This is a genomic window from Pantoea sp. SGAir0175, from assembly GCF_043547855.1.
In genome coordinates, this window is record NZ_CP028081.1 from 2,822,200 (window position 1) to 2,843,766 (window position 21,567).

At 60.5% G+C, this 21,567-nt stretch carries 17 protein-coding genes; 8 read left to right on the forward strand and 9 right to left on the reverse strand.

Annotated features, from left to right (window positions below; translation table 11 throughout):
- Positions 1 to 65: 65 nt before the first annotated feature.
- Positions 66 to 1,775, forward strand: a complete 1,710-nt coding sequence (gene dld / locus C1N56_RS13170; protein ID WP_058781288.1) for a D-lactate dehydrogenase — start codon at positions 66 to 68, stop codon at positions 1,773 to 1,775.
- A gap of 102 nt (positions 1,776 to 1,877) precedes the next feature.
- Here the strand turns inward: dld and C1N56_RS13175 are convergent, their stop codons facing one another.
- The 3 genes from C1N56_RS13175 to C1N56_RS13185 form a co-directional block, all read right to left on the reverse strand.
- The gene (locus C1N56_RS13175) at positions 1,878 to 4,319 is read right to left on the reverse strand and encodes a DUF3772 domain-containing protein (protein WP_150361788.1); all 2,442 of its coding nucleotides are present in this window, start codon (positions 4,317 to 4,319) and stop codon (positions 1,878 to 1,880) included.
- Between the two features lie 224 nt (positions 4,320 to 4,543).
- A complete protein-coding gene (gene pbpG, locus C1N56_RS13180) occupies positions 4,544 to 5,482 on the reverse strand; it encodes a D-alanyl-D-alanine endopeptidase (RefSeq protein WP_211726282.1) in 939 nt (312 codons plus the stop codon).
- Between the two features lie 226 nt (positions 5,483 to 5,708).
- A complete protein-coding gene (locus tag C1N56_RS13185) occupies positions 5,709 to 6,296 on the reverse strand; it encodes a Yip1 family protein (RefSeq protein WP_021508475.1) in 588 nt (195 codons plus the stop codon).
- 164 nt (positions 6,297 to 6,460) lie between these two features.
- Here C1N56_RS13185 and C1N56_RS13190 point away from each other — a divergent pair, with 164 nt between their 5' ends.
- Positions 6,461 to 7,036: a DedA family protein gene (locus tag C1N56_RS13190; protein ID WP_021508476.1), complete on the forward strand. Its 576-nt coding sequence runs from the start codon at positions 6,461 to 6,463 to the stop codon at positions 7,034 to 7,036.
- Here the strand turns inward: C1N56_RS13190 and C1N56_RS13195 are convergent.
- Positions 7,033 to 7,812 carry an SDR family oxidoreductase gene (locus C1N56_RS13195; protein WP_264248964.1) on the reverse strand — a complete coding sequence of 260 codons (780 nt, stop codon included), beginning with the start codon at positions 7,810 to 7,812 and terminating at the stop codon, positions 7,033 to 7,035. The two genes, C1N56_RS13190 and C1N56_RS13195, sit on opposite strands and share 4 nt — an antisense overlap.
- A 118-nt stretch (positions 7,813 to 7,930) precedes the next feature.
- On the opposite strand from C1N56_RS13195, the gene C1N56_RS13200 reads away from it, so the two are divergent.
- Together C1N56_RS13200 and C1N56_RS13205 are read left to right on the forward strand one after the other, a co-directional pair.
- The gene (locus tag C1N56_RS13200; protein ID WP_021508478.1) at positions 7,931 to 9,745 is read left to right on the forward strand and encodes a glycoside hydrolase family 15 protein; all 1,815 of its coding nucleotides are present in this window, start codon (positions 7,931 to 7,933) and stop codon (positions 9,743 to 9,745) included.
- Between the two features lie 199 nt (positions 9,746 to 9,944).
- A complete protein-coding gene (locus tag C1N56_RS13205; RefSeq protein WP_058775308.1) occupies positions 9,945 to 11,057 on the forward strand; it encodes a L,D-transpeptidase family protein in 1,113 nt (370 codons plus the stop codon).
- Between the two features lie 98 nt (positions 11,058 to 11,155).
- On the opposite strand, the gene C1N56_RS13210 is transcribed toward C1N56_RS13205, so the two are convergent.
- Positions 11,156 to 12,181 (reverse strand): transporter, encoded by a 1,026-nt coding sequence (locus C1N56_RS13210; protein ID WP_021508480.1) that lies wholly within the window; start codon positions 12,179 to 12,181, stop codon positions 11,156 to 11,158.
- Between the two features lie 166 nt (positions 12,182 to 12,347).
- On the opposite strand from C1N56_RS13210, the gene C1N56_RS13215 reads away from it, so the two are divergent.
- Complete coding sequence (locus C1N56_RS13215) at positions 12,348 to 13,955, forward strand: inorganic phosphate transporter (protein ID WP_394516750.1); 1,608 nt, start codon at positions 12,348 to 12,350, stop codon at positions 13,953 to 13,955.
- Here C1N56_RS13215 and C1N56_RS13220 read toward each other — a convergent pair.
- The 4 genes from C1N56_RS13220 to C1N56_RS13235 form a co-directional block, all read right to left on the reverse strand.
- Positions 13,939 to 15,138 carry an MFS transporter gene (locus tag C1N56_RS13220; RefSeq protein ID WP_021508482.1) on the reverse strand — a complete coding sequence of 400 codons (1,200 nt, stop codon included), beginning with the start codon at positions 15,136 to 15,138 and terminating at the stop codon, positions 13,939 to 13,941. The two genes, C1N56_RS13215 and C1N56_RS13220, sit on opposite strands and share 17 nt — an antisense overlap.
- A 174-nt stretch (positions 15,139 to 15,312) precedes the next feature.
- Positions 15,313 to 16,275: a tRNA dihydrouridine(16) synthase DusC gene (dusC, locus tag C1N56_RS13225; protein ID WP_136547056.1), complete on the reverse strand. Its 963-nt coding sequence runs from the start codon at positions 16,273 to 16,275 to the stop codon at positions 15,313 to 15,315.
- Positions 16,276 to 16,279: 4 nt separating this feature from the next.
- On the reverse strand, positions 16,280 to 17,686 hold the full coding sequence (gene rhlE, locus C1N56_RS13230) for an ATP-dependent RNA helicase RhlE (RefSeq protein WP_021508484.1): 1,407 nt from the start codon (positions 17,684 to 17,686) through the stop codon (positions 16,280 to 16,282).
- Positions 17,687 to 17,925: 239 nt separating this feature from the next.
- Positions 17,926 to 18,318, reverse strand: a complete 393-nt coding sequence (locus tag C1N56_RS13235) for a YbhQ family protein (RefSeq protein ID WP_021508485.1) — start codon at positions 18,316 to 18,318, stop codon at positions 17,926 to 17,928.
- Between the two features lie 176 nt (positions 18,319 to 18,494).
- On the opposite strand from C1N56_RS13235, the gene C1N56_RS13240 reads away from it, so the two are divergent.
- The 3 genes from C1N56_RS13240 to C1N56_RS13250 are packed head-to-tail and all read left to right on the forward strand — an operon-like array spanning position 18,495 to position 21,462.
- The gene (locus C1N56_RS13240; protein WP_021508486.1) at positions 18,495 to 19,256 is read left to right on the forward strand and encodes an endonuclease/exonuclease/phosphatase family protein; all 762 of its coding nucleotides are present in this window, start codon (positions 18,495 to 18,497) and stop codon (positions 19,254 to 19,256) included.
- Positions 19,253 to 20,497 carry a cardiolipin synthase ClsB gene (gene clsB / locus C1N56_RS13245; RefSeq protein WP_058757843.1) on the forward strand — a complete coding sequence of 415 codons (1,245 nt, stop codon included), beginning with the start codon at positions 19,253 to 19,255 and terminating at the stop codon, positions 20,495 to 20,497. The genes C1N56_RS13240 and clsB overlap by 4 nt, the downstream gene beginning before the upstream one ends.
- Complete coding sequence (locus C1N56_RS13250) at positions 20,497 to 21,462, forward strand: lysylphosphatidylglycerol synthase domain-containing protein (protein ID WP_021508488.1); 966 nt, start codon at positions 20,497 to 20,499, stop codon at positions 21,460 to 21,462. The genes clsB and C1N56_RS13250 overlap by 1 nt, the downstream gene beginning before the upstream one ends.
- The last annotated feature ends 105 nt before the right edge of the window (positions 21,463 to 21,567 follow it).

Here is a 21,567-nt window from a genome sequence, read left to right on the forward strand (position 1 = left end):
CACTGCGCCCCCGTGGCCGACGCGTGCTACAGTAGAAACGCCACGTTAACGACAAGGATAGGCTAATGAATAACAACACCTCACACCCTGCCCTGCTGTCCGAGCTGCGCCGTCTGGTCGGCGCATCGCAGCTGCTGACCGACGCGGAGCAGACCGCGCGCTATCGTAAGGGTTTCCGTTCCGGCGAGGGCGATGCGCTGGCGGTGGTTTTCCCCGGCTCGCTGCTGGAGCTATGGCGCGTGCTGCAGGCGCTGGTACAGGCCGATGCCATCGTGCTGATGCAGGCCGCCAATACCGGCCTGACCGAAGGTTCAACGCCCAACGGCAACGATTACGATCGCCCGGTGGTGATCATCAGTACCCTGCGTCTCGACAAACTGCAGCTGATCGACGGCGGCAGGCAGATTCTCGCCTTTCCCGGCAGCACGCTGTATCAGCTGGAGAAAACCCTTAAACCGCTCGGGCGCGAGCCGCACTCGGTGATTGGCTCCTCGTGCATCGGCGCCTCGGTGCTGGGCGGCATCTGCAATAACTCCGGCGGCTCGCTGATCAAACGCGGCCCGGCCTACAGCGAAATGGCGCTGTTTGCGCAGGTGGACGCCGACGGCAAGCTCCGGCTGGTCAACCATCTGGGCATTGACCTCGGTCATTCGCCGGAAGAGATTCTCGGCCGGCTGGACGACGAGCGCTGGCAGCCGGATGATGTGCGCTGGGATGCGCGCCACGCGTCCGACCACGAATACGCCGAGCGGGTGCGGGACATTCATGCCGATACGCCGGCGCGTTTCAACGCCGACCAGCGGCGCCTGTTTGAGGCGTCAGGCTGCGCCGGCAAACTGGCGGTGTTTGCCGTGCGGCTCGACACCTTCCCCACCGAGCCGAAGCAGCAGGTGTTTTACATTGGCACCAACGACCCGGCGACGCTCGGCGAGCTGCGTCGCCACATGCTGGCGGAGTTTACCCATTTACCGGTCGCCGGTGAGTACATGCACCGCGATATTTTCGACATCGCCGAGGTCTACGGCAAAGACACCTTTGTGATGATTGATAAACTCGGCACCGATAAAATGCCGCTGTTTTTCACCCTCAAAGGCCGGGTGGATGCCTGGCTCAGCAAGCTGAGCTTCGTTAAGCCGCACCTGACCGATCGCCTGCTGCAACGCATCAGCCGCTGGTTCCCGGCGCACCTGCCGAAGCGCCTTAAGCAGTATCGTGACAAATACGAGCACCACCTGATGCTGAAGATGTCCGGCGACGGCGTGGCCGAAGCGCAGGCGTATCTGCAGGAGTATTTCCGCGAAGGCGGCGGTGAGTTCTTTGCCTGCGACGCCAAAGAGGGCGCGCACGCCTTTTTGCATCGTTTTGCCGCAGCCGGTGCCGCCGTGCGCTATCACGCGGTGCACGCTGACGAAGTGGAGGATATTCTGGCACTGGACATTGCGCTGCGCCGCAACGATCAGGAGTGGTTTGAGCGCCTGCCGCCGGAGTTTGATAACGATCTGATTCATCGCCTTTACTACGGCCACTTCTTCTGCCACGTGTTCCATCAGGATTACATTGTGAAGAAAGGCGTAGATGCCCATGCGCTGAAGGAGAAGATGCTGGCGATCCTCGCGGCGCGCGGCGCGGAGTATCCGGCAGAGCATAACGTTGGCCATCTGTATGCGGCCAAACCGCAGCTGCAGGCGTTTTACCGCCAGCTCGATCCGACCAATACCTTTAACCCGGGCATCGGGAAAACCAGTAAGCAAAAAGGCTGGGCGGTGAAAGCCTGAGTCAGATCTGCCGGACCCGTAGCGGCGCGATTTATCGCGCGGGTTTGCTGCATCAGAGGCAAACCTTAGCGCAATGAATTGCGCCGCTACGGTCTCATGCCATTATGGCAACGCTTCACCTTCATTCTGCGTCGCCGGCAGCGCGCGGCGTTCGATAATCATGGTCTGCGGCGTCGACAGCACGATGCCCTCTTTGCGCAGGCGCGTCAGGATATCAAACAGCAGATCGCTTTTCGCACCGGAAATCTGGCGCTGGCTGGCGACGTTGCCGGTCACGCTCAGCACAATACCCGCCGGCGTCAAATCTTTAAACGAAACCGACGGCTCCGGCGTTTCGAGAATACGCTCGTTTTCGCGATACACGTCCAGCAACAGTTCGCGCACCTGCACCGGATCGATATCCAGCGGGAAGGTCAGCTGAATCGTCACCACGCCCTGCGCGTTGCCCATGGTGGCGTTACGCACGTTCTGCGAAATCAGCTGCGAGTTCGGCACGATCACCGTGGATTTATCGCCCAGCTGAATCTCAGTCGCACGCACGTTAATACGGCGAATATCCCCTTCGATGCCGCTGATGCTCACCAGATCGCCGACCTTCACCGGACGTTCGGTCAGCAGGATCAGACCGGAGATAAAGTTCTTCACGATCTCCTGTAAGCCGAAACCGATACCCACCGACAGGGCGCTGACGATCCACGCCAGCTTGTTCCACTGCAGCCCCATAATCGACAGCGTCAGCAAAATAATCAGCACGTAGCCGATATTGCTGAACAGCGTCACCAGCGACACGCGCATGCCGATATCCATGGTGGTCTTCGGCAGGAACTCTTTGTCCAGCCAGCGCCGCACCGAGCGCAGCACGTAGATACCCACCACCAGACACAGAATGGCGTTCACCATGTGCGCCGGCACAATGTTGAGCGACTCCAGCCCTTTGCCACCCCAGAACTCAATGACTTTCTGGATCAGCTCAATCGGCGTGGACGAGGCAAACGTGCCGTTGAGCAGCGCCAGCGCGACAAACGCCACCAGCAGGGTTTTCCCCACGGCGCTGAGCAGCGTTGCCGCCTGCTGCAGATAGCGCTCGTCAATATTCAGTGAGGTCTGCAACCGCTTGCCGGTCGCGTTGTTGGTGGAGAACAGGCTTTCACAACCGTCGTTGATCAGATGACTGAGGAAGTAGAACGAGCCAAACAGGATGCCGCACCAGATCACTTCATAGCTGAGGAAGCGCGCCAGCGTGACGTAGCCGACAATCAGCGAAACCAGAATCGCCACGGCGGTGACCGTCAGCGCCAGCTGCACCAGGCCGACGACTGTGGGACGCGCTTCCGGCGGATTGCCGGCCTGCGCCATGCGACGACGCACGCGATTGGTGCGCATGCTGATCGCCAGCCCGGTGCTGCCAATCAGCAGCGCCGTCAGACCGTTGGCAAAAATGGTGGTGTTCAGGCTGGTGCCGACCGTGTAGTTAAACGACTCGGCGGTCTGGAAGATAAACACCAGCGCGGCGGTAATCGGCGGGAACGGCTTCAGCGCCAGCGCCACTTCACTGGAGATGCTCGGCAGACGCCAGCTCGGGCGGCGCGTTGACAGAAATGCGCGGCCGAGACCAGCGATCAGTCCGCAGTAAACGCTGAGCTGCACCAGACGGCTGATGAAATCCTGCACGTCGCTGGACACTTCATCGCGGCGCACAAACGCCAGCGAGAGAAAGTTAAAGGTCAGCACCACGGCCGCCAGCGTAGTCAGCGCAATCGCCGCCGCGAGGAAGCTGCGCCGCAGCCGCCCTTCCGGCAGTTTGTGAATGCTGACCCACGCCAGAAACTCTTCGCTGTAACGCCGGCCCAGCGTCATCACCAGCAGCGCCGCCAGCAGCCAGCCGACCGTGCCCACGCGCCAGCCCGGCTCCCACGACAGCGCGGCGGTATCCTGCAGCTCGCTGATAAAGTCGCCAATTTTTTCGCCATCCAGGTCCTGACGGCTGAACAGCGGTGACCAGAAGCGCGGTCCTAAAATACTGCCGGAGTTGAGCGCCAGCTGGCTTTTCAGCTGATCGCGCCGCAGGTTGACGATCTGCGAGGACAGTACCAGCGCCCCGTTTTTGATGCCGTCGGCCTGCTTGATCTGATCATCCAGCTTGCCCTTCTGATTCTCCAGCGCGGCGCGTTTGCGCGTCACTTCCGGCGTCTCTTTCACGCCGCTGTCCGCCTTCGGCGCCGGGCCGAGCACCGCCAGCTGCGCATCCAGCTGCTGACGCTGCGGAATCAGCGCCTGGCCGAGGGTTTCCGCATTACCTGACAGCTCCAGCGCCATCTCATTGAGCTGGTTGAGCTGGTTTTCATTGGTATCGCCAGACACCTGGCCCTTAATTTTGTCGAGGATCTTCTGCATCTTCGGCAGTTCAACCGCCGGATTGACCTTCGGTGCCGCGTCTTCTTCCTGCTGCGCGGGCGCGGCGTTGTCATCCGCATAGCTGAGCGCCGGCGTGAATAACACCAGTAGCAGCAGGAACGGGGTAAACAGAGAACGAAACTTGAACATATGAGTGAGATTCCAGCGCAATAACAGCCTATAAACGCAAGGTTGACCGTGAATGGTCGCCAGTGTAGGACTTTGCCGTCAGGGAAACTATAGGAATGGTGGCGTAAAACATTGGTGCTAACGATAAGAAATTTTGTTCATTTAAGCGCCGTTGACCGTCAGCCACGCGCCACCACGACACACGGCGCACTCCCTTGCGCCGCTACGCTGAGTAACAGGTTGCGTTACTCCACGTCCGCACTGCTGGCAAGCTGCGACGCTTTCTGCTTTTTGTACGCCAGCGCGGCCGCCGGCACCGGTGCCGCCTTGCCGGTTTCCAGCCAGTCGCGCAGGCGATTGGCATCGGCAAAGTGGGTATATTTGCCAAACGCATCCAGCACCACCAGCGCCACCGGGCGGTTATTAATCATGGTACGCATTATCAGGCAGTGACCGGCCTCGTCGGTGTAACCGGTTTTGGTCAGCTGAATGCGCCAGTCATTTTTGTACACCAGATGGTTAGTGTTGCGGAACGGCAGCGCGTAGCTGGGGTGTTTAAACACCGCCGTCTCCTCTTTGGTGGTGCTCAACTGGCCAATCAGCGGATACTGGCGCGTGGCCCTGAGCAGCTTCACCAGATCTTCCGCACTGGAGACGTTGTGCAGCGACAAACCGGTCGGCTCTACGTAGTGGGTGTGCGTCATGCCGAGCGCGCGCGCTTTGGCGTTCATGGCGCGGATAAAGGCGTCGTAACCGCCGGGATAGTGATGCGCCAGGCTGGCCGCCGCGCGGTTTTCCGAGGACATCAGCGCCAGCAGCAGCATGTTGCGGCGGCTGATTTCACTGTTGAGCTTCACGCGCGAGAATACGCCGCGCATTTCGGGCGTCTGGCTGATATCCACAGACAGCATTTCGTCCATCGGCAGCCGGGCATCCAGCACCACCATCGCAGTCATCACTTTGGTGATCGACGCGATAGGCCGCACCCGATCCGGATGGCTGGAAAACAGCACTTTGTTATTATCGAGATCGACAATCAGCGCGCTGCCGGAGGCGATTTGCGGCTGGGCAATCGGCGCCAGATCGGCCAGTTTTGCTGCGGCGGCGAGCGCCGGAGTCATCGCAGCTGGCGCGGCGACAAACAGCGCCAGCGACAGCAAAGAAATACGCATTTTTACAGACATCGTGTCAAAAAAATCCGGTGAGGAGGTTTGCGCTGTGTCGAAACACAGGCCGCCGGCGTCAGGCCTGATGCGACGCGGGCTGGCTGCGCTATCATACGCGCTCGTCTGCGAAATTTCTTAGGGAGATTGTTTCCGGGCGTTAAAAAAAAGGCGGGCATGACAAACGCTGCCAGGCGCAGCGGGATCAGTCAGGTCGCCATGGCTGACGACCTGACCTTTATCACGGTCAGAACAAGCGTGGCCCGTAACCCCACAGAATCACCGTCAGCGCCAGCAGCACCTCGAACACCAGCACGCCAATCGCCAGCGTCGAGCCGGAGAAGCGCAGGCTCTCTTCACGGTCAATGTTGAGGAATACCGGGATGCCGACGTACAGCAGATAGCCGGTATACATCAGCGCTAACGCACCGGCCAGTACGCACAGCCACACCAGCGGATAGAGCGCCACCAGCCCGCTGATAAACAGCGGCGTTGCCACATAGCCGGCAAACACGGTACAGCGCTGTATGCTGGGACGCTGCGGATAGTCGCGCGCCATCCAGTGAATGACGCGGCCCATCACCGCCACACCGCCTAAGATGATCAGGTAAAACAGAATGCCGAGACCAATACCGGTCAGCATGTTGAGTTGCACGAACTGCCCTTCGCCCAGATTCCAGCCCAGCTGCGTAGTGCCAATAAAGGCGCAGATCACCGGGATCGCCGCCATCAGCAGAACGTGATGGGTGTAGTGGTGCGAAACGCTCTCGTTTTCCTGCTTGATATCACGCATCTCCTGATTGGGATGCGCCAGAAGACCCCAGACATGATTCATACAATCACTCCTCTGATGCGACGGGCTGCCCCAGCGATCAGGCTGTCCAATGCAGGCAGCTTCAGTTCAAGTATAATCGGCGCGGCTGTTTTTGCGGCCAGCGGCACAAAAAAAGCCGCAGCCAGCTAGACTGTTAGCTGTATCGCTTACCCAGGGAGGAAAAATTGCACATCGATATCAATGGATTAATCACCCAGTACGGTTACCTGGCGCTGCTGATTGGCTGCATTGCCGAAGGCGAAACCTTTACCCTGCTGGGCGGCGTCGCGGCGCACGAGGGCCTGCTGCATTTCAGCGGCGTGGTGCTGGCGGCGATGGGCGGCGGCATTATTGGCGATCAGCTGCTGTTCTGGCTTGGCCGCCGCTATGGCACACGCATTCTGCGGCGCTTCCGCAAACATCAGGACACCATTAAAAAAGCTAACCGGCTGATTCAGAAGCACCCCAGCCTGTTTGTGATTGGCGTGCGCTTCATGTACGGCTTTCGCCTGATTGGACCGATTATTATTGGCACCAGCCGTCTTAAGCCGCTGCGCTTTTTCGTGCTTAATGTCATTGGCGCCGCGCTGTGGGCGCTGATTTTTGTCACCCTCGGCTACTTCGCCGGTGAAATTATTACGCCGTGGCTGCACAAGCTTGATCAGCACCTTAAGCACTTCATCTGGCTGGCGGCGGCAATTGTGTTCGGCATCGTGCTGCGCTTTGTGATTCGCCGCTGGAACCGCCGCCGCGCCGGTTAACTGTGGTACCCCTTGAACTGCGGGTTGGCCAGCATAAAGCCGCCGTCGACCACGAATGATTGTCCGGTGGTGTAGGTGGCCCATTCCGAGCACAGCCACGCCACCAGACTGGCGATTTCGCGCGTGTCGCCAGGGCGGCCAATCGGGATTTCCGGCATGCGCCGGCTGTGCGCCTCGCTGTTGCTCATGTCGTTCATCGGCGTGGCGATGGCGCCCGGCGCCACGGCGTTCACCAGAATATGGTGCGGCAGCAGGCTCAGCGCCATCGATTTGGTCAGCCCGCCAAGCGCATGTTTGGCTGCGGTGTAAGCGGCGGCATCCGGCAGCGGCGTATGCTCATGCACCGAGGTGATGTTAATGATGCGCCCGCCGTCGCCCTGATCGACCATATGCCGTGCGGCAATCTGGCCGCAGACAAAGGCGCCGTCCACGTCAACGGTGAAGACTTTGCGCCAGTCCTCAAAAGTCATATCGAGGAAATCCGCTTTGCTCATTACGCCAGCATTGTTCACCAGCACATCAATACGACCGAGCGAATTGATCAGCTGCGCCAGCTGTTGTCCGCCAGCCTGCGGATCGGACAGATCGAGCTGCCGCACCTGGGCCAGCTGGCCTTTACTCTCCACCAGCCGCGCGGTCTCCTGCGCGCCCTCTTCATCCGAGCGCCAGGTAATGCCGACTGTGTAGCCGGCCTCAGCCAGCATTACGGCGCAGCTGCGTCCAATCCCCGAATCTGAAGCGGTCACTACGGCGACTTTCTGTTTGCCCAGTGTCATAACGTTCTCCTGCCTGATGGGTGTCTTCACAGTATAGAAGTTATCGTTCTGTGCCACGTCGCAGCCGATTCTGCCGTTTCGTCTATAGTTAACAATCGGATAGCGTTCAGGAGGCAGGATGAGCAAGATTAAACGCAGAATTGACGACCACGGCGTCATCGGTGATTTACGCACCTGTGCCCTGATCGCGAACGACGGCACCATTGATTATCTCTGCTGGCCCGAACTCGATAGCCCCTCCGTGTTTGCCGCCCTGCTCGACAGCGACGAAGCCGGCCTGTTTTCGCTGGCACCGCAGTGGCAAAACGCGCGCCAGCAGCAGCTCTACCTGCCCGATACCAACATTCTGCAAACCCGCTGGCTTGATGAGGCCGGCGTGGCGGAAATTACCGATTACATGCCGATCTGCGACGAGCGCAGCAAAGTGCCGCGCCTGGTGCGGCGGGTAAAAATGATCCGCGGCACCGCCACCTTTGATCTGCGCTGCGCGCCGCGTCACGACTATGCCCGTGCGGAAACGCGCACGGAGACGCGCCCCGGCGGCATCGCCTTTGTCGCTGAAGGCCAGCCGTCGCTGCGCCTGAGCGCCACGGTGGTGATGACGCGCGAACCGGACAGCGCGGTGGCGCAGTTTACCCTGCAGGCCGGTGAGCACGCCGAATTTGTGTTTGGCAACGATGACGATCCGCAGGTGCAGCATATCGCGACCGAGCGCTGCTTTCGCGATACCGTGGATTACTGGCGGCGCTGGAGCAGCCACAGCTCTTATCGCGGCCGCTGGCGCGAGATGGTGACGCGCTCGGCGCTGGCGCTCAAGCTGCTCACCTCACACCAGCACGGCTCAATTGCGGCTGCCGCCACCTTTGGCCTGCCGGAAGAGCTGGGCGGCGAGCGTAACTGGGATTACCGCGCCTCGTGGATCCGCGATGCCTCGTTCAGCATGTACGCGCTGATGCGGCTCGGCTATGTGGAGGAAGCGCGTGACTTCACCCATTGGGTCGGCCGCTGCGTTGAGCACAGCCACGACGATACGCCGCATTTGCAGGTGATGTATCGCCTCGACAGCGGCACCGAGCTGCACGAGACCGAACTGCTTAACCTCTCCGGTTACGCCAACTCGCGCCCGGTGCGCATCGGCAATGATGCCTGGCGTCAGACGCAGCTGGATATTTATGGCGAGCTGATGGATGCGGTCTACCTTGCCAATAAATACGGCGAAGCCATCTCGCAGCGCGGCTGGCGCCATGTGTCCAGCATGATTGACTACGTCTGCGTTAACTGGAACCAGCCGGACGCCGGTATCTGGGAGATGCGCGGCGAGCCGGAGCACTTTCTGCATTCGCGCCTGATGTGCTGGGTGGCGCTGGACCGCGCACTGCGGCTGGGCATGAAGCGTTCGCTGCCGATGCCATACGATCGCTGGGACCGGGTGCGCAGCGAGATCCGCGACGACATCTGGCAGAACTTCTGGAACGATGAACTCGGCCACTTCACCGCCACGCGCGGCGGTAAATACCTGGATGCGTCGATGCTGCTGATGCCGCTGGTGCGCTTTGTCAGCTCGACCGATCCGGAGTGGATCGCCACGCTGGATGCCATTAAAACCCATCTGGTGAGCGACGGTTTAGTGCGGCGTTATAACATCAGTGAGACGCCCGCCGATGCGCTGACCGGTGGCGAGGGTGCGTTTGCCGCCTGTTCGTTCTGGTATGTGGAGTGTCTGGCGCGCGCCGGGCGGGTGCACGAGGCGCATTTCGAGTTTGAAAAGCTGCTGAGCTACGCCAATCCGCTGGGATTGTACGCCGAGGAGTTTACCTCGCACGGCAACGCGCTGGGCAACATGCCGCAGGCGCTGACCCATCTGGCGTTGATCAGTGCCGCGTTTTTCCTCAACCGTAAACTGAGCGGCGAAGTGACGCTGTGGCAACCGTAAGAAAATTCACATTTTGGGCGGCGTGGCAAAGAGAATAGTCTGTGAAACGTGGCGTTTTGCGTAAAGTATCTTCAACCAGCGAAAATCCTGATTCCCATCATTGCGCCTATGCACATATAATGCGCAGCGGGTTATTCTGACCCTGATGGGTTCGACACACTGACAAGCCATGAAAATGGCCATAACGACTTGTAAAAACATGAAAAAAAGCATTCGCGCGTTCGCTTCACTCGCCCTCGTACTGGCGGCGTTCAGCCAGTCGGCCTTTGCAGTCGTCTATCCGCTGCCTCCAGCGAATAGCCGCCTGATTGGCGAAAATATTGAAATCACCGTGCCAGACGACAGCAAACTGCCGCTGGAAGCGTTTGCGGCGCAGTACCAGATGGGCCTCAGCAACATGCTGGAAGCCAATCCGGGCGTGGACGTTTACCTGCCGAAAGCAGGCACTAAAATGGTGATCCCACAGCAGCTGATTCTGCCTGACGCACCGCGTGAAGGCATCGTGATCAACAGCGCCGAGATGCGTCTGTATTACTACCCGAAAGGCACCAAAACTGTCGTGGTGCTGCCGATCGGTATCGGCGAGCTGGGTAAAGATACGCCGGTTAACTGGACCACCGCGGTTGAGCGCAAGAAGAATGGCCCAACCTGGACGCCAACCAAAGCGATGCACGCAGAGTACGCGGCGCGCGGCGAGAGCATCCCGGCTGTGTTCCCGGCAGGTCCGGATAACCCGATGGGCCTGTACGCGCTGTACATTGGCCGTCTGTATGCGATTCACGGCACCAACGCCAACTTTGGTATCGGCCTGCGCGTGAGCCACGGCTGCGTGCGTCTGCGTGCGGACGACATCAAATGGCTGTTCGACAACGTGCCAGTGGGTACGCGCGTCCAGTTCATTGACCAGCCGGTAAAAGCCACCGTTGAGCCAGACGGTTCGCGCTACATCGAGGTTCACAACCCGCTGTCGACCACCGAAGAGCAGTTCAACTCACGTGAACTGGTGCCAATCAGCCTGACGTCCGCCGTGACCAAAGTGGTGGCCGATGCCAGCACCAACCAGGATGCCGTGAACAACGCCATCCAGGCACGTACCGGTATGCCGACCAAAATCAACGGTCAGCCGGGCGAAGCCCAGCCTGCGCCGGTGATGGTACAGGAGTCTTCTGACGCGATGCCGAAAGAAGAACCGATGACGCCGCAGGGTGCCACCGCCGTCGCGCCACAGGCCGATGCGCAGCAGCCCGCTGAAGCCGCTCCGGTTGAGCAGGCCGCGCCGGCACAGCCTGCCAGCAACGGCAACAGCCTGTAAGGGTTTGCTGTCGATGATCAAGCCAGCCGCAGGGCTGGCTTTTTTATTGCCCGATCGCCGGGATCATTGTGCGGTTGTGTCGCGGCGCAGTTGCGCGCTCAATCGTGCGGTCGGCGTAACGCCAGCCAGCCCGCCACCAGAGTAAACACCAGCACCACCAGCACTAACAGCAGAAAGCCGTGCGGATTGTTCGCCAGCGGAATGCCGCCCACGTTCATGCCAAAAAAACCGGCTACGATATTGATGGGCAGCGCCAGCACGGTGATTGAGGTGAGCAAAAATAGCGTTCGGTTGCTCTGCTCCATCAGGCGGGCAGCAATCTCCTCCTGCAGCAGGCGAATGCGCTCCATCAGGCTGGCAAGATCGTTAAGCGCCACGCTGAACTCCTCGGTGAAAATGCGCAGCTCACTGAGCGGTTCCCGGTTGAGCCAGTTTGGCGGCCGGTTAAGCAGGCGAAACAGCGCGGCCGGCTCCGGCGCCAGCAGCCGCTGGACGCGCAGCAGCATGCGGCGCAGATGGCCCAGCTCGCTGCGGTTGGCTTTGATCGCCGCGCTCAGCAGCCGCTCTTCTATCGCATCCACCGCCTGGCTGGAGCGCCGCACCACCTGCTCCAGCTGCGCTTCCTGTTCGCCGAGCAGCCACAGCAGCATCGCATCCGGCGCGCTGAAGCACAGCCGATCAATCTGCTGATGCATACGTTCAATCATGCCAACCGGGCGATAGCGCGCGCTGACCATCACCTGCGGCCGGCACCAGATCCACAGCGTCGCATTTTGCGTGCTGCGTTCCTCCTTACTGAAGGTGACGTCATTCAGCACCGCCAGCAGCGCATCGTTTTGCTGTGCCAGCCGGGTGCGCGGCGAGGCTGAATGAATCTCATCGAAAAAATCGTCATCTACGCTGAAGTGGTCCTGAACCCAGCGCTCGGCGCGGGCATGATTCAGGTTAATGTGCAGCCAGAGAAAGCAGCCGTCGGGTAAGGTGTGCCGCGCCAGCTGCGCGGCCTCGCGGGCGTTGAGCCGCTGTGGCGGCGCATCCGGGTTGAACAGGTAACCGTGAATCAGTCCGGCAACTTCGTTGTTGAAGTCCGGTAGCGAGGCAAGCGGCAGAACAGGCTGGAGCATAGCGGCGTGAAGATCCCTGAGCGGTCAGATCCACAGCCTGCGACAGGCCTGTTACAGCACGATGACAGCGCGCGCTGGCATCATCATTCTGTCATACAAAACCCGTATCACACTGCAGTTAACGGGTGCCATTCGTGCATCGTTAATTCACCCCGGGGGGTGTGTTATGGCTGAAAACAGTTTCCCTGCATCATCGTCCGACCGCGGACGGCCCAATCTGCACCCGCGCAGCGGTCGCGCGTCGCGCGTGCTGTTTCTGCTGCTGCTGGTGGCCGGGCTGGTGTTCACCGGTATCAATCTGTTCAACGACGTGGAAGAGACCGGCGCGGTCGTCACCAGCTATACGCCGTTCCTGCTGCTCGGCGTGGCGCTGCTGATTGCGCTCGGCTTCGAGTTTGTTAACGGCTTCCACGATACCGCCAACGCCGTCGCCACGGTGATCTACACTCACTCGCTGTCGCCGGGCGTGGCGGTGGTGTGGTCCGGCTTGTGTAATTTCCTTGGCGTACTGCTCTCCAGCGGCGTGGTGGCGTTTGGCATTATTTCGCTGCTGCCGGTGGAGCTGATTCTGCAGGCGGGCAGCGGTCACGGTTTCGCCATGGTGTATGCGCTGCTGTGCTCGGCGATTGTCTGGAACCTTGGCACCTGGTATTTCGGCCTGCCCTCTTCCTCTTCGCACACGCTGATCGGCTCGATTATCGGCGTAGGCGTGGCGAATGCGCTGCTGCACGGCCGCAGCGGCACCAGCGGCGTCGACTGGGATCAGGCCATCAAGGTCGGTTACGCCCTGCTGCTGTCGCCGGTGATTGGCTTCATCTGCGCCGCCGTGCTGCTGCTGGCCATGAAGGCATTGGTACGCAATCGCCAGCTGTATCAGGCGCCGGAGGGCAATCAGCCGCCGCCAGCGTGGATTCGTGGCCTGCTGATCCTCACCTGTACCGGCGTTTCGTTTGCCCACGGCTCGAACGACGGTCAGAAAGGCATGGGGCTGATTATGCTGATCCTGGTTGGCACCATGCCGATCGCCTATGCGCTCAACCGCTCGCTGCCGCCGGAGCAAATTCCGCGCGTGGCGGCGTTAACCCAGGTGACCGAACAGCAGTTGCTGACGCTGCAGCCACCGCCCGCCGCAATGCCGGCAGCGCGTGAGGTGCTGACGGAATATGTACGCACCAGCCAGAACCGGCCGCAGGTGCTGCCGGCGCTCGGTATGATGCTCGGCGATATCGGCGAACAGATTCGCCAGTACGGTTCGGTAGAAAATATCCCGGCGCAGGCGGTCACCAACACGCGCAACGATATGTATCTCGCTTCGGAAACCATCAAGCATCTGCAATCGGCCAACGTCGCGCTGCCGGAAGAGACGGCGCGCAACCTGACGGCGGTGAAGCACGAGCTGGACGCGGCTACGCGCTTTATCCCGATGTGGGTCAAAGTGGTGGTGGCGATTGCGCTGGGTCTCGGCACTATGGTCGGCTGGCGCCGGATTGTGGTTACGGTGGGTGAGCGCATCGGCAAAACCCATCTCACCTATGCGCAGGGTGCCAGTGCGGAGCTGGTGGCGATGGCCACCATTGGCGCAGCCGATGCCTTTGGTTTACCGGTGTCGACCACCCATGTGCTGTCGTCCGGAGTGGCCGGTACCATGGCGGCCAACCGATCCGGCCTGCAGCTCGCCACCCTGCGTAATCTGGCGCTGGCGTGGGTGCTGACGCTGCCGGTATCGGTGTTGCTGTCAGGGCTGCTGTATGCACTGTTTATTCATCTGGCCTGATAGGCTCTGAAGACTGCTGGTGCAGGCGCAGCGTAATCAGGAACGCGCCCAGCACCATCAGTGCTGCCGCCAGATACACCGACTGCATGCCCCAGTGGCCGATTAACAGCCCCGCCACGGGTCCGGTCAACCCCAGCCCCAAATCGAGAAACGCCGAATAGGTGCCGAGCGCCGATCCCTGATCCTGCTGCTGTACCCGCTTCACCGCTTCCACGCCCAGCGCCGGGAACACCAGCGAGAAACCGCCGCCGGTGAGGAAGGCGCCAATATCCACCAGCCAGCTGCTGTCCGCCTGCCAGATCAGCAGCAGACCGGCGCCCTCCAGCACGAAGGAGATCAGCGAGACCTGCAGCCCGCCGAAGCGCGTGATATAGCGCCCGCACGCCAGCCGCACCAGCACGAAGCCGAGGCTGAACAGTGTCAGCGCGAACGCCGCGCCGCTCCAGTCGCGGCTGGCGAAATAAAGGGTAATGAAGGTGGAGATCACGCCAAAGCCGATGGTGCCAAATCCCAGCGCCAGGCCAAACAGCCAGACGCGGCTGACCACGCGATGAAACGGAATGCGCACGCCGGCGCTGACGCTGACCGCCGGTTTGCCGGAGGCCATCCAGAAGCCGATCGCCCCCATCAGCGCGACCAGACCGGCAAAGCCGCTGATGCCAAAAATCTGGTTCAGCAGCACGCCCAGCGGCGCACCAATCGCCATGGCAAAGTAAGTCGCCACGCCGTTCCACGAAATGACCCGCGCGGTTTGCCGCGGGCCGACAATGTTCATGCCCCACAGCGTCGAGCCGGTACTGCTGAAACTTTCCCCGACGCCGAGAAACAGCCGCCCCAGCGCCAGCAGCGTCAGGCTCAGCAGCGGCGCACCGCTGCACAGCGCGGCAATGATCGACAGCACGCCGCTCATGCCGCAGCACACCAGCCCCATCATCACCACGCGTTTCGGGCCGTAGCGATCGGCCAGCCGGCCAGAGTGCGGGCGACTGAGCAACGTGGCGAAATATTGCAGACTGATGATCAGCCCGGCGATAAACGAGCTGAAGCCCAGCTGGTTATGCACAAACCCCGGCAGCACCGCCAGCGGCAACCCGACGGACAGGTAGCAAAAGAAGGTGAAAACGATGACGGAGAGGATGCGTTTATTTAACTGAGCATTACTCAGTACAGCGGCGTCAGACATGGAAGATGGCGTCAGAAACGTGATGAAAGCGAAGGTTCACTATACCGGTTAGCAGACTAAGGATCGCGGCTTTTTTTGTTATAAAACATGGCGGCAGCACACACTCTCGCGTGGTGATCGCTGGCTTGCCCGTTAACGCGGCGGACCTGGCGGTTCAGGTGCGACCGCTCAGGTTCAGATGCAGGACACCTGGGCCATGCGTGCGGCATGGCGTTCGATGGCGCTGGCAATCTCGGCGGAGACACGCAGCGTGCGGATCTCGCTGAACAGGCCGTCGGCCTCATGGTAGGCTTTGCGCAGATAGCCCAGCCACTGCTTGATGCGCGCAACGTGATAGTTGCCGGTATCACCCTGCTTCTCCAGCTGGGTGTAGCGCAGCAGCAGCTCAACCACCTGCGACCACGGCATCGGGGCTTCGTTGTATTTCACCACGCGCCCCAGGTTAGGCACATTGAGCGCGCCACGCCCGAGCATGACCGCGTCGCAGCCGGTAATGTGCAGGCAATCCTGCGCATCCTGCCAGTTCCAGATTTCGCCGTTGGCGATCACCGGGATCGTCAGACGCTGGCGAATCTCACCAATCGCCTGCCAGTTGATGCTCTCTGCGCGATAGCCGTCCTCTTTGGTCCGGCCATGCACCACCAGCTCGCTGGCACCGGCCTGCTGCACCGCATCGGCGATCTCGAAACGCCGCGCGCCCGAGTCCCAGCCGAGCCGCACTTTCACCGTGACCGGCAGATGAGCGGGCACCGCCTCGCGCATTGCTCTGGCACCGCGATAGATCAGCTCCGGATCTTTCAGCAGCGTCGCACCGCCGCCGCTGCCGTTCACCAGCTTCGACGGGCAGCCGCAGTTGAGGTCAACGCCCCACGAACCCAGCTCCACCGCGCGTGCGGCGTTTTCTGCCAGCCACTCAGGATACTGGCCCAGCAGCTGCATGCGCACGCGCGTACCGGAGGGCGTCCGGCTGTGATGGTGCAGTTCCGGACACAAACGGTAGAAGGATTTTACCGGCAGCAGCTGATCGACCACGCGCAAAAACTCGGTGACGCACAGGTCATAGTCATTCACGCCGGAGAGCAGTTCACGTACCAGCGAATCCAGTACGCCTTCCATGGGCGCCAGTAAAACCCGCATACCGTTACGCGTTCCCGTTGCTCTTGGCTGCCGGACGACGTGAACGCGCCGGTTTACCCGCGTTGCCTGCCGCCGGGCCGTTGTTGCCCGGACGACGCGGTGCACGCGCCTCGCCCTGTGGACGCGCGCCGCCGTTACCGGCGCTGGCACGCTGACCATTGCCGCCGCTGCGGCTGCGCGGTGCGTCAGCACCCTGCCCCGGCGCGCGGCCCTGGCCACGTCCACGCGGCTGCTGCTGACGGCCATTCTGAATCGGCTCCGCCTTGATGCTCGGATCCGGCTCAAAGCCCGGCAGCGCAATGCGCGGAATTTCCCGCTTCAGCAGGCGCTCGATATCACGCAGCAGCTTGTGCTCGTCCACGCACACCAGCGACAGCGCAGCACCGGTGGCCGCGGCACGACCGGTACGGCCGATGCGGTGCACGTAATCTTCCGCCACGTTCGGCAGCTCGTAGTTGACCACGTGCGGCAGCTCTTCGATATCCAGACCGCGCGCGGCAATATCCGTTGCCACCAGCACGCGAATGCCGCCGGTTTTGAAGTCGGCCAGCGCACGGGTACGCGCGCCCTGGCTCTTATTGCCATGGATCGCGGCGGCAGTGATGCCATCTTTGTTGAGCTGCTCAGCGAGGTGGTTAGCACCGTGCTTGGTGCGGGTGAACACCAGCACCTGCTGCCAGTTGTCGCGACCAATCATCAGCGACAGCAGTTCCCGTTTGCGCTTCTTATCGACAAAATGCACCTGCTGCGACACCTGCTCGGAAGCGGTGTTGCGGCGTGCCACTTCCACCTGTTCCGGGTTGGTGAGCAGTTTTTCCGCCAGCGCTTTGATCTCGTCCGAGAAGGTGGCAGAGAACAGCAGGTTCTGCCGTTTGGCCGGCAGTTTTGCCAGCACGCGGCGAATGTCGTGGATAAAGCCCATGTCGAGCATACGATCCGCTTCGTCCAGCACCAGGATTTCCACCTGCGACAGATCGACCGCGTTCTGGTGCGCCAGATCGAGCAGACGCCCCGGCGTGGCGATCAGTACATCAACGCCGCCGCGCAGTTTCATCATCTGCGGATTAATGCTGACGCCGCCGAACACCACCAGCGAACGCATGTTGAGGTACTGGCTGTATTCACGTACGTTTTCGCCAACCTGCGCCGCCAGTTCACGGGTTGGAGTGAGGATCAGCGCACGTACCGGACGGCGACCGCGCGCCGCTGCCGGTTTTTCTGACAGACGCTGCAGCAGAGGCAGCGTGAAACCGGCGGTTTTACCCGTGCCGGTCTGGGCGCTCGCCAGCAGGTCACGACCGGCCAGCACCACGGGAATCGCCTGACGCTGGATTGGCGTCGGTTCACGGTAGCCCTGTTCTGCTACCGCACGCAAAATATCGGCATTCAAGCCGAGAGAGTCAAAAGACATGCAGGTGTATTACTCCGAACCGCCCTGATCGCGCTGCGCGATGTAGTTTTCAGGGGGGATATGACGCAGCCTCAAGGCCTGCGTGTGAAAAGGGCACAAACTACCATGCGTAAGAGCGGCAGTGTAGCAGCTTTCCGCAAGAACCGCGACCAGCAAAACGTGAGGGTAATGGGCCGCTGCGCGGTGGCGCATAAAAAAGGAGCCGCAGTGGGCTCCTCTTTTCTTGCTGGCACGTCCGCTTAGCTGCGTTTTTTCTGCACGCGCTGCGGTGGCTCTTTGGCCAGCAGCGACACCAGCGCCGGGCCCACCAGCATTACCACGCCCAGACAACCAATCAGCAGATTGTTGTGGATGAAGCGTGAAATCAGGAACAGCGTCAGCATCGCCGCGCCGAAGTAGTATGTCGTCGTCACTTCTTCCAGAGAGTCACCAAAGCGGCGCAAACGGGCACTACGCTGCAGGGCCAGCATGGTGATGAACACCAGCGCATAAGCTGCCACCAGGGTACTGCTCACTTCGACCAGTGCCTTATGTTTCCAGCCCCACACCAGTGCCGCGATCACCAGCAGGTGGGTCGCAATATGCAGGCAGGTTTGACCGGTAACAATCTGAACACGATTAGACCATTTCATTCTCTTCTCCTGGCAGACCCAACAGGTCGCCCAAGTGTATCTGACCGCAGCCAGACGGATTTCCTCAATGTAAAGCAAATTTCGGATAACACCCTAATTTTCTGTCTCCAGCACCACCCATTTGTGACAAAGACTACACTTTGTTCTGTTGATGATGAAAAGGAGCGCGTCGCAGTATGCCACAAAACACGCAAGGATCTTCATTTAAAGTCCTGACGATCAATACCCATAAGGGGTTCACCAGCTTTAACCGTCGCTTTATCCTGCCGGAACTGCGCGACGCAGTGCGCGCGACCTCGGCGGATATCGTCTTTTTACAGGAGGTGATGGGCACGCACGCCATCCACTCCGCACACATTGAAAACTGGCCGGAAAATTCGCACTACGAATACCTTGCCGACACCATGTGGCACGATTTCGCTTACGGCCGCAACGCGGTCTATCCCGAGGGCCATCATGGCAACGCGATACTGTCACGCTTTCCGATCACCGAATACCAAAACCGCGATATTTCTGTCGCCGGCAGTGAGAAACGCGGCATGTTGCATTGCCAGATTAGCCTGCCGGATCGGCCGGAACCGATTCACACGTTATGCGTGCACCTCGGCCTGAAAGAGAAGCACCGTCTGGCGCAGATGCGCATGATGTGTGAACTGATTGAGTCGCTGCCACCGGATGCGCCCCTGGTGGTGGCCGGCGATTTTAATGACTGGCAGGTACGCGCTAATCGATTCTTACAGCGCGGAGCCGGTCTGCAGGAGGTGTTTAGCATGAAAAACGGTCGCCCGGCGCGCACCTTCCCGGCGCGCTTTCCGCTGCTGCGTCTCGATCGCATCTATATCCGAAATGCGTCGGTGAGCCAGCCGTGGGCGCTACCGGTGAAACCCTGGTCACATCTGTCCGATCATGCCCCGCTGGCCGTGGAGATCTTTCTATGAATTTCAGCTGGCGCGAAGGTAACCAGCTGCGGCTGCTGGAAAATGGCGATCAATTCTTTCCGCGCGTCTCCGGCGCGATTCAGCGCGCCCAGCGTACGCTGCTGCTGGAGACGTTTATCCTGTTTGAAGATGAGGTCGGTAAGGCGCTGCACCGCGATCTGCTGGCCGCCGCGCAGCGCGGTGTTAAGGTGGAAGTGATGGTGGATGGCTACGGCTCGCCGGATCTTTCCACCCAGTACATCAACAGCCTGACCGAAGCAGGCGTGCGCTTTATCTATTACGATCCGCGTCCGCTGGTGATGGGCATGCGCACCAACGTGTTCCGCCGTCTGCATCGCAAAATTGTGGTAATTGATGAGGAGATTGCGTTTGTCGGCGGTATCAATTTCTCCGCCGAGCACAACACCGATTACGGGCCGGAAGCCAAGCAGGATTACGCCGTGGAGGTGAAAGGACCGGTGGTGCTGGACATCGCACGCTATGTACAGCAGGCGATCGGCAGCGAACAGGTAACGCGCCGCTGGTGGGGCGCGCGCTCCCAGCGCCTGGCGGTGAACGCCCTGCCCGGTGATGCGCAGGTGCTGTTTGTCTACCGCGATAACGATGAGCACCGCGATGACATCGAACAGCACTATCTCGATATGCTGCGCAAGGCGAAGCAGGATGTGATTATCGCCAACGCCTACTTTTTCCCCGGCTATCGCCTGTTGCGGGAAATGCGCAGCGCGGCCCAGCGCGGTGTGCGCGTGCGGCTGATTGTGCAGGGTGAACCGGACATGCCGATTGTCAAAGTCGGCGCCGAGCTGCTGTACAACTATCTGGTGGATGCTGGCGTTGAAGTGTACGAATACTGCCGTCGCCCGCTGCATGGCAAAGTGGCGGTGCAGGATCAGCAGTGGTCAACGGTCGGTTCCAGCAACCTCGACCCGCTCAGCCTGTCGCTGAATCTCGAAGCCAACCTGATCATTCACGACCACGCCTTCAACCAGACGCTGCGCGATAACCTTGAGCAGCTGCTGGCTGCGGACTGCGTGCGCGTCGATGAAGACAAGCTGCCGCCGCGCACCTGGTGGCAGCTGACCAAGAGCGTCATCGTGTTCCATTTCCTGCGCCATTTCCCGGCCATCGCCGGCTGGCTGCCTGCCCATACGCCCCATTTGTCTCAGGTCGATCCGCCGGTGCAGCCGGAAATGGAAACCCAGGACCGGGTTGAAGCCGATAACGAAGGAGCGAAACCCTGATGAGCAAAAAGAACCCGCGCTGGCAGTTAGCGAAAAAAATCCTTACCTGGCTGTTCTTCATTGCGGTGATCGTGCTGCTGGTGGTTTACGCACGCAAGGTGAACTGGGAGGACGTGTACAAGGTCATCGTCGGCTATAACCGCTACGTGGTGCTGAGCGCCGCTGCGTTAGTGGTGGTGAGCTACCTCACCTACGGTCTGTACGATTTGATTGGCCGCGCCTACTGCGGGCATAAGCTGGCGAAACGTCAGGTGATGCTGGTGTCATTCATCTGTTACGCCTTTAACCTGACACTGAGCACCTGGGTGGGCGGTGTGGCGATGCGCTATCGCCTCTATTCGCGCCTCGGCCTGCCCGGCGGCACTATCACGCGCATCTTTTCACTGAGTATTGCCACCAACTGGCTCGGCTACATTTTGCTTGGCGGCGTAGTGTTTGTCGCCGGCATGGTGCCGATTCCGCCCGGCTGGTTCATCGGCGAAGGCACGCTACGGGTGATTGGTGCGGTCCTGCTGGCGATGGTGGCGGTTTATCTGTGGGCCTGTGCTTTCGCGAAGAAGCGCCGCTGGACGGTGAAGGGCCAGCATCTGCAACTGCCCTCGCTGCGCATGGCGCTGTTTCAGTTTGCCGTTTCCTGCGCCAACTGGATGGTGATGGGCACCATTATCTGGCTGCTGCTGGCGCGTGAAGTGGATTATCCCATCGTGCTGGGGGTGCTGTTAATCAGCAGTATTGCCGGGGTGATTATTCATATTCCGGCGGGCATTGGCGTGCTGGAAGCGGTGTTCCTCGCGCTGCTCAGCGGCCAGCATGCTTCGCACGGTGAGATTATCGCCGCGCTGCTGGCTTATCGCGTGCTCTATTTTATTCTGCCGCTGCTGCTGGCACTGGTGCTGTATCTGTGGCTGGAGAGCCGCGCGAAGCATTTACGGCAGAAGAATGAGCGCAAGATGGCGGCGCGATAAGGCGTGCCAGGCGCAGGCTGGAGAACGCGTAATACATTGCGCCGCTACGGACAAGGTGAAACGGGCTGATAAGTACAGACCGTTCACCTGGCCGTAGCGGCGCGA

Excerpts from the sequence above, each read along its gene's own strand:
- C1N56_RS13185 (WP_021508475.1), bottom strand. The coding sequence starts at position 6,296 with ATGAATCATGTCTGGGGTCTTCTGGCGCATCCCAATCAGGAGATGCGT.
- C1N56_RS13205 (WP_058775308.1), top strand. The coding sequence starts at position 9,945 with ATGAAAAAAAGCATTCGCGCGTTCGCTTCACTCGCCCTCGTACTGGCG.
- C1N56_RS13240 (WP_021508486.1), top strand. The coding sequence starts at position 18,495 with ATGCCACAAAACACGCAAGGATCTTCATTTAAAGTCCTGACGATCAAT.
- clsB (WP_058757843.1), top strand. The coding sequence starts at position 19,253 with ATGAATTTCAGCTGGCGCGAAGGTAACCAGCTGCGGCTGCTGGAAAAT.
- C1N56_RS13200 (WP_021508478.1), top strand. The coding sequence starts at position 7,931 with ATGAGCAAGATTAAACGCAGAATTGACGACCACGGCGTCATCGGTGAT.
- C1N56_RS13250 (WP_021508488.1), top strand. The coding sequence starts at position 20,497 with ATGAGCAAAAAGAACCCGCGCTGGCAGTTAGCGAAAAAAATCCTTACC.
- pbpG (WP_211726282.1), bottom strand. The coding sequence starts at position 5,482 with ATGTCTGTAAAAATGCGTATTTCTTTGCTGTCGCTGGCGCTGTTTGTC.
- dusC (WP_136547056.1), bottom strand. The coding sequence starts at position 16,275 with ATGCGGGTTTTACTGGCGCCCATGGAAGGCGTACTGGATTCGCTGGTA.
- dld (WP_058781288.1), top strand. The coding sequence starts at position 66 with ATGAATAACAACACCTCACACCCTGCCCTGCTGTCCGAGCTGCGCCGT.
- C1N56_RS13195 (WP_264248964.1), bottom strand. The coding sequence starts at position 7,812 with ATGACACTGGGCAAACAGAAAGTCGCCGTAGTGACCGCTTCAGATTCG.
- C1N56_RS13175 (WP_150361788.1), bottom strand. The coding sequence starts at position 4,319 with ATGTTCAAGTTTCGTTCTCTGTTTACCCCGTTCCTGCTGCTACTGGTG.
- rhlE (WP_021508484.1), bottom strand. The coding sequence starts at position 17,686 with ATGTCTTTTGACTCTCTCGGCTTGAATGCCGATATTTTGCGTGCGGTA.
- C1N56_RS13215 (WP_394516750.1), top strand. The coding sequence starts at position 12,348 with ATGGCTGAAAACAGTTTCCCTGCATCATCGTCCGACCGCGGACGGCCC.
- C1N56_RS13220 (WP_021508482.1), bottom strand. The coding sequence starts at position 15,138 with ATGTCTGACGCCGCTGTACTGAGTAATGCTCAGTTAAATAAACGCATC.
- C1N56_RS13235 (WP_021508485.1), bottom strand. The coding sequence starts at position 18,318 with ATGAAATGGTCTAATCGTGTTCAGATTGTTACCGGTCAAACCTGCCTG.
- C1N56_RS13210 (WP_021508480.1), bottom strand. The coding sequence starts at position 12,181 with ATGCTCCAGCCTGTTCTGCCGCTTGCCTCGCTACCGGACTTCAACAAC.